The sequence below is a fragment of the Terriglobia bacterium genome, assembly GCA_020073185.1.
Taxonomy (GTDB): domain Bacteria; phylum Acidobacteriota; class Terriglobia; order Terriglobales; family Acidobacteriaceae; genus JAIQGF01.
This window is the reverse complement of record JAIQFT010000052.1, coordinates 23,161-30,481: the sequence shown is the minus strand read 5'-3', so window position 1 is coordinate 30,481 and position 7,321 is coordinate 23,161. Positions and strand designations below refer to the sequence as shown.

The 7,321-nt window shown below is 61.9% G+C and carries 6 protein-coding genes; all 6 read right to left on the bottom strand.

The genetic code is table 11. The annotated features are described in order from the left end of the window. Positions 1 to 343: 343 nt before the first annotated feature. Positions 344 to 1,885, bottom strand: coding sequence for a 4-alpha-glucanotransferase (gene malQ / locus LAN64_16245; protein ID MBZ5569387.1), 1,542 nt, complete (start codon positions 1,883 to 1,885; stop codon positions 344 to 346). A 283-nt stretch (positions 1,886 to 2,168) separates the two neighbouring features. Next, complete coding sequence (locus LAN64_16240; GenBank protein MBZ5569386.1) at positions 2,169 to 4,157, bottom strand: peptidyl-prolyl cis-trans isomerase; 1,989 nt, start codon at positions 4,155 to 4,157, stop codon at positions 2,169 to 2,171. Positions 4,158 to 4,373: 216 nt separating this feature from the next. Further along, positions 4,374 to 4,787, bottom strand: coding sequence for a PIN domain-containing protein (locus LAN64_16235; GenBank protein ID MBZ5569385.1), 414 nt, complete (start codon positions 4,785 to 4,787; stop codon positions 4,374 to 4,376). Beyond that, positions 4,774 to 4,995 carry a DUF6364 family protein gene (locus LAN64_16230; GenBank protein ID MBZ5569384.1) on the bottom strand — a complete coding sequence of 74 codons (222 nt, stop codon included), beginning with the start codon at positions 4,993 to 4,995 and terminating at the stop codon, positions 4,774 to 4,776. Before LAN64_16230 ends, LAN64_16235 begins: the two co-directional genes overlap by 14 nt. Positions 4,996 to 5,101: 106 nt before the next feature. Next, positions 5,102 to 5,782: an NADPH-dependent F420 reductase gene (gene npdG / locus LAN64_16225; GenBank protein ID MBZ5569383.1), complete on the bottom strand. Its 681-nt coding sequence runs from the start codon at positions 5,780 to 5,782 to the stop codon at positions 5,102 to 5,104. 31 nt (positions 5,783 to 5,813) lie between these two features. Further along, complete coding sequence (cofH, locus tag LAN64_16220) at positions 5,814 to 7,097, bottom strand: 5-amino-6-(D-ribitylamino)uracil--L-tyrosine 4-hydroxyphenyl transferase CofH (GenBank protein ID MBZ5569382.1); 1,284 nt, start codon at positions 7,095 to 7,097, stop codon at positions 5,814 to 5,816. Between the last annotated feature and the right edge of the window lie 224 nt (positions 7,098 to 7,321).

Below are 7,321 nucleotides of genomic sequence, written 5' to 3'. Positions count from 1 at the left end.
TTTTCCCAAAGTGCTGAGGGTGTGGTAGCTTCGCTTCAAGGCGGTTCTCCTTTCGTTGAGAAAGTTTCCAACCCGACTCTATCAAGAGCCGGGTCGAGAACCGCCCCTCAACCTTCAACTATGGATGGGACACCCTCGTGCTATCTGAAGGCAACTCCTGCTAGGATCGCTGCTTGATTCGGGGAGCGTAGCCTACACCTTCCCTAGACAATGGGCCTGCCTTAGGAAGATCATTGGCACCACTGATGTTGATAGCTTGAGAACAGCTATTCATGGGCGGGGATTACGACGGGCAAGGCGGACACGCGAGGGCGCGTGCGCCGCACGGACCTATTCCCGCACCTCATGCCACGAAATCTTCGCTCGGTTCCCCGTGTCGCTGCTGATTCCCAGCCGACGCATTGCGGTCGCTGACGTCGGAAAGACGCGCCAGGCGTTCGGCATATTCCTTCTTCAACGCGCCGGGAAGATACCGCCAGGTCCAATTGCCGCCAATGCGGCTGGGCGTATTCATGCGGGCATCGCTGCCCAGGCCGAGGACGTCCTGCAGAGGAACGATGGCCAGGCGCGCGAGCGAGGTGAGCGCGGCGCGGATCAATGCCCAGTTCATGCCGTCGGGATCGGCGCCAAGGTAATCCTGGGCGGCGCGGCGCTCGTCGCCGCGGAGGGAGTTGAACCAGCCGAGCGAGGTGTCGTTGTCATGGGTGCCGGTGTAGACGACGCAGTTGGGCTCGTAGCGGTGCGGAAGATAGATATGCGCGCCGGGATCGCTGAAGCCGAACTGCAGCACCTTCATGCCGGGAATCTGGAGACGCTCGCGCAGGGCGTGCACTGCGGGCGTGATCATGCCGAGGTCTTCGGCAATCAAGGGAAATCCGCCCAGCGCCTGGCGCAAGGCGTGAAAGAGATCATCGCCGGGACCTTGAATCCAGCGCCCATTGTACGCGGTAGGCTCGTTGGCCGGAATCTCCCAGTACGCCTCGAAGCCGCGGAAGTGGTCGAGGCGGACGATGTCGCAGGTGGTCAGCGCCCATTTCATGCGCTGCACCCACCAGTCGTAGCCGCGCGATTTCAGCACGTCCCAGCGATAGATCGGATTGCCCCAGCGCTGGCCGGTGGAGCTATAAGCGTCGGGAGGCACGCCGGCGACGACCGTGGGACTCAGGTCGTCATTGAGCTGGAAGAGATCGGGGTGCGTCCAGACGTCGGCGCTGTCGTAGTCAACGAAAATCGCGACGTCGCCAACGATGCGGATGCCGCGCTGCCGGCAGGCTTGATGCAGGGCGCGCCACTGCTCGAAGAAGAAGAACTGGGTGACGCGGGAGACCTCGAGCGCGATCTCGAGCTGCTCCCGCACGCGGGCCAGCTCCCGGAGCTCGCGGCGGGCAAGTTTGCGTGGCCACTGGTTCCAGGCAACTTGCTGGTAACGGTCGCGCAGGCGGACGAATAGGACATAGTCGTCGAGCCACCAGGCATTGTCGGAACAGAATTTTTCGTAGCGGCTGCGGGCGGAACCGGAGGCGTTGTCGAGAAAATTTCCGGCGGCTTCGCGCAACAGGGGCAGCTTGATGGCGCGGACGTGATCGCAGTCAATGGGGCCGGGGTGCTCGGGAAGAACAGCGAGCCGGCCTCGATCGATCCAGCCGGCGTCAGCGAGGCGTTCCATGCTGACCAGCAGCGGGTTTCCGGCAAAGGCGGAGATGGACGAGTAGGGAGAGTTGCCGTATGCCGTCGGGCCGTGCGGCAGGATTTGCCAGAGCGTCTGCCGCGCCGAGGAGAGGAAGTCGAGGAATTCGTAGGCAGCCGGGCCGAGGTCTCCGATGCCGCCGCGCGAGGGTAGCGAGGAGAGGTGGAGCAGGATTCCGGAGGCGCGTTCGTGAGGCAAGCTCTTAGCTCTTAGCTCTCGGCTCTTAGCCTTTAGCTCTTAGCGGGTAGATTCCAGCCGTTTGCCGGTCGCTAACAATTAGAACTTTCCGGTTATCGATGAAGGACGCGAAGATCACGAAATTCATCGTGGCCTTCGTGTCCTTGGTGGTTATCTTAGCTGGTGGATCCCAGCCTTTGGCCGGTCGCTAACGATAAAACTTAGATACTGGTTATGGTAAAGGACACGAAGAGCACGAAATATCATCGTGGTCTTCCGTGTCGTTGGTGGTTAACGAGTACGTTTAGGAGCCTTCGGAGCTCTGCGTCGGGGTCGTGATGCGCTTGAGTTCCTGTTGGTTGATCTTGATCTTGCCGTCCTTCTCCATGCGCTTCTGAAGATTGGAGGCAAAGACCTCGAGGAATTCGTTGCGCTTCTTCTGCAGGAGCTGGTCGCGCAGGCGGTCCTTGGAGGCAGCGAACTGCGCCGGCGGCGGCTCCTGCTTGTCCAGCAGGGCGACCACCACACCGCTGCGGCCGGTGCCGATGGGGGCGCTGATCTCTCCCGATTTCATGTCGAAGACGATCGACGCCGGGCCGGAAAGCGAGCCGAGGTCGGGCACCTGGCTGCTCGGACCGACCAGGTCACTGGTCTTCACCGTGGCGCCGAGTTCCTTGGCCGCTTTCTTCAGGTCGTGGAGCGAGCGCGCCTTCTCGGACAGCTCAGCGGTCTTTTGCTGCAGCATCCGGTTGGCGGCGTCCGCCTTGAATTCCTGCTCGACTCGCGAACGAATCTCTTCGAACGAAGGTGTGCGCGCCAGCTCTACCTTAGTTACCTGATAAACGACGTAGCCTTGCGGGATATGAACCGTGTCGGGCGTGCCCTTGTCGCGCGCGCTGAGGGCGGCGGACATGAATTCCGGCGCGTTGCCCAGGCCGGGGAGCGAGTCGGTGCGCGTGAACAGACCGGTCTCGACCACGTCGAGGCCGCTATTCTTGGCTGCCTTGTCGAGCCCGGCGGTGCGGGCATCGGTCTGCACCTTAGAAGCGAGCGCATCGGCGCGGGTGGCGGCCTTGTCGGCGGCGAGCTGCGGCTCGATCTGCGGCTTCACTTCGTCGAGCGACTTGACGTGCGCTTCCTGCTTGTCGTCTACGTGAATAATGTGGAAGCCGAAGGTGCTGCGAACGATGCCGCTGGTCTGGCCCTTGGGCAGCGAAAACGCCGACTGCTCGAATTCGGGAACGGTCTGGCCGCGCTGGATCCACCCAATGGAGCCACCGTTGTCCTTGCTGCCGGCGTCTTCTGAATATTTCTTGGCCAGCTCGGCAAAGTTGCCGCCGGCCTGGACCTGCTTAAGGACCGAATCGGCCTTCTCGCGCGCGGCCTTCATCGCCGCCTCATCCACCTTGCCGTCAGGGCCAGGGGCGGGCGTCTTGATGAGGATGTGGCGGACGTTGACCTGCTCGGGGACGCGGTACTGGTCGCGATGCGAGTTGTAGTACTGCTGCAATTCCTGGGGCGTGACCTGGACCTGCTGTCGAACCTTGCCGGTATCGATCACGATGTAGCGGGCCTGGCGCTTCTCTGGGATGGCGTTGGCGTACTGCTGCTTGTGCTGGTCGAAGTACGACTTCAACTCGGCCTCGGAAGGCTGCACCTGCTTCATCAGGTCCTCGAGGGTGAGCACGGCGTAGTCGAACTTGACCTTGGTATTCTCACGCTGGTACTGCTGCGCGATTTCCTGGTCGGAGACGGTGACGCCGCCTTCCACCGCAGCGCGCAGCTTGCGGATCAGCAGGTCGGTCATGAGCAGTTGCTCGAACTGCGGCACGCCCATGTTGAAGTTCTGCTGGATGAAGCCTTCATAGATGTTCTGGCCGACAAAGTTGCCGCCGGGAAACAGCGCCGAGGCAAAGGTACCGTGCTGCAGCTCGCTCTGGAGCTCCGCGTCGGTGACTTTGAAGCCCATGCGGTGAGCTTCGGCGACCATCGCCTTCTGGACGATGAGCTGCTGCGCCGCGCGCTGCATCAGGAACGGCATGAACTGCTGCGGGAAGCCGCGCGGGAACTGCTGCTTGCCCATCTGGCGAGCGCTGTCCTGCACTTCGCTGACGGTGACTTCCTGGTCGCCGACCTTAGCGATTACGTTGCCCTGCGGGTTGCCGAAGCCAAAAGTGTCGCCCAGGATGCCGCCCGGAATCAAGGTGATCACCATGGCGCCGCAGATAACCATAAGCAGCCCGCCAAGCACGATCTTTTTCGTCTTGCCGGGGGTTTGCAGAAATCGAATCATGGGTGTGGTTGCTCCAAAAACGAGTGCGAATCAGTTCATTATATATAAACGAGAGACGCGGCGGGACAGCGCGCAGACTCGATTGAGATGCGATACGGGGGCCAACGATTCGAAATCTGAGATTTCGGCAGTGAGCTGATTCCGTGTTGCTGGCAGCCGTCTGACTTTGTTGACAACGCAAACTGACCCAACGCGCCTGTGCGTTGTGCCTTGCGGCTACCGAAAAGGATTGATGATCCGCACTCCGTCAACTTCCCTGGCATGTTGCCAGTCCTCGGAGAAGATCGTGCGGCACCCCGCCTCCTTGGCCGTTCGTAGAATCAGCGCATCCCAGAAGGAAAACCCATGGAGGCGGTGGAGGTCGATGGCGGCGAGGACATCGCCAACGTCGGCAGCGACCACATCAAATTCGGCCAGCAGCTCCACCTTTCGCCGCGCAAGGGCCGCATCCACGCGCAGCTTGCGGGTCACGGCAACGAAATATTCCTGCAGCACCTGGATCGATACCACTCCTGTTCTCCCGCGCCGGTGCTCTGCCACTAACTCCACAGCGCGCCGCTGCTTCGCCGGTGCGCCTTTGTCGTCGGCATAGACCAAGACATTGGTATCGAAGAAGCTACGGGCGCTCATGAATCTCATCGCGACTGAATCGCCAGCCACGGGAGTGGCCGCGGCCCGAGAGGCGCTTGAATTCGTCAATGCTGCTTTCGGCATCGTCAGCGCCGGCTAGATTTTGCAGGTAGTCTCGGATGGCCTGGTTGAGACTCTTGCCCAGGGCCTCCGCCCGCTTCCGCGCCCGCGCCACGAGCTGATCGTCGATGGACAAGGTGATGTTCATATGACACAGTTTATGTGAGCACGTATCCTGTGTCAAATGGGAAAACACTCGGGCAACCTGCGGGCGGCATCAGCCCACCGAACGCCGCAAATCACAAATCACCAAATTACAGATTCTCTTCGATTCCGGTAATTCGCAACCCCGCGGAGTGCACTTTGTGGCGGATGTTGAGGGTGATGAGCAGGGCGGTGATCTGCTCTACAATGCGCGCATTCTCCAGTTTGCCGCCGTCGAGGGGACGCGCGCCGGGGATTTTGCGGGCGAGATCGTAGGCCACTTCTTTAGCCTTCTCGTGGTCGGTGCAAATAATGACGTCACATTCAACGGGCAAGTCGGTTTCCAGCAGCGAGGCCGAGATGTTCTGAAACGCGCCGACGACGGCGATGCCCTGTGGCACCATTTCCGCCGCTTGCTGCGCCGCCGAGCCCTGCCAGACGCCGAGCACGCGCGAACCCTTGTCGCCGACGCCGCTGGCCAGCGGTACGGTGGCGCACACCAGCACCGTGCCGGGGCGGAAGTGATTGCGCAACTGCTTCAGGATTGCTGCCTGGCCTTCGAAGGGAACGGTCAGCACCACGACATCGGCGGCACGGACGGCGGCGGAGTTTTCCGTGCCTTCGACGACGGCGTCCGATCCAAGACTGCCGCAAATTTCCTGGGCCGTCATGCGGGCGCGGTTCCCGTCGCGCGAACCGATGATGACGCGCAGCCCGGCGCGGGCCCAGCGCGAAGCCAGGCCGCGTCCTTCGGGGCCGGTACCGCCGACGATGCAAACAGTGGAGATCATTTCGAAACAGTTTCAGTTTCAGGTCTTCAGTTCAGGGATTCTGTCGCCCGCTAAAGCGGGCTCCGGTCTTGTTAACGCTCTGACCACGGCTTAGGCCGTGGGCTAAGATCTGGCGCTCGCTACGCGCGCTCCCCTCTTCCGAATTGTCGAACAACTTAAGTCTTGTGTAGGTGGTGTTGCGTTCGGCCGGGATGCGGCCGAGTTCGCGGATGCGCTCGTGGAACTGCTCGGGGCTGAGGTACTCGCCGGAGGTCGCGCCCGCCAGCCGGGAAATGTTTTCCTCCATCAGCGTACCGCCGTAGTCATTGGCACCGGCGCGGAGGCAGAGTTGCGCGGTCTCGCGGCTGAGCTTCACCCACGACACCTGCAGGTTGCGAATCGAGCCAGCGAGCATTATGCGAGCGAGAGCGTGGATTTTCAAATGCTCGGCAAGAGTGGGGCCGGGCCGCGCCATGCCTTCCTGGAACAGAAGCGTGTTCTGGTGCACGAAGCCCAGCGGCACGAACTCGGTAAAGCCGCCGGTCTGCGCTTGGATGTCGCGCAGCAACAGCAACTGGTTCACCCAGTGTTCGGTGGTTTCGATGTGGCCGTACATCAGGGTTGACGTGGTGCGGATGCCGCACTGGTGCGCGGTGGCGATGATCTCGCGCCAGCGGGCGGTCGAGAGCTTGTTGCGCGAGATGAGCTCGCGCACGTCATCGTCGAGAATTTCGGCAGCGGTGCCGGGCAGGGTGTCGAGACCGTTATCGCGCAACATGCAGAGATAGTCGCGCGTGCTCATGCCGGTGAGTTCGATGCCGTAGGAAACCTCCATCGGCGAGAAGGCGTGGGTGTGCATGTCGGGCACGGCGCTTTTCACGGCGCGCAAGATGTCGCGGTAGTAAAACGGCGGCAGCCCGCGCGGCAAACCGCCCTGGATGCAGACCTCGGTAGCGCCGCGCGCGCGGGCCTCACGGGTACGGCGGGCGACGTCTTCGAGGGTGAGAAAGTAGGCGTCGTCCTCGCGCGGACCGCGACTAAAAGCACAGAACTTGCAGCCGACGAAGCAGACGTTGGTGAAATTAATGTTGCGATTGACAACGTAGGTGACGACGTCGCCGACTATGGCACGGCGCAGGTCGTCGGCGGCAACGATGAGGGCAAGCAGGTCCTTATTTTCGGCGGCGGCGAGGCGCAGGCATTGGTCGCGCGTGAGCCGGGCGCCGTCGTGCGCTTCGAGCACAGTTTCCAGAGCGGCGCGGACATCGGGCGAGGCTTGGCGGCAAATGTCTGACCAGCCGATGGTCCCGAGTTGACTGATGTCTGCTGCTGCCACGCGAAGTACCTCAGCGGCTAAAGCCGGGCTGTACCTAGATTTGTTTTGCAGGGCTGAAGCCCTGCCCCACCCGGCGATCCTCCACCCGGTGATTTTGTCGCCCGCGGAAGCGGGCTCAAGCTTATTACCGCAAATTTACCCACGGCTCACGCGGTGGGCTAGGCTCTGCCGCGCTGCGCGCCGCAAAACCCACATCTGCCAAAACCGGGGCAGATGAGGGGCAC

What these genes read in the sequence shown, in the direction of transcription:
- npdG (MBZ5569383.1), bottom strand. Translation starts at nt 5,782, where the DNA reads ATGATCTCCACTGTTTGCATCGTCGGCGGTACCGGCCCCGAAGGACGC.
- LAN64_16235 (MBZ5569385.1), bottom strand. Translation starts at nt 4,787, where the DNA reads ATGAGCGCCCGTAGCTTCTTCGATACCAATGTCTTGGTCTATGCCGAC.
- LAN64_16240 (MBZ5569386.1), bottom strand. Translation starts at nt 4,157, where the DNA reads ATGATTCGATTTCTGCAAACCCCCGGCAAGACGAAAAAGATCGTGCTT.
- LAN64_16230 (MBZ5569384.1), bottom strand. Translation starts at nt 4,995, where the DNA reads ATGAACATCACCTTGTCCATCGACGATCAGCTCGTGGCGCGGGCGCGG.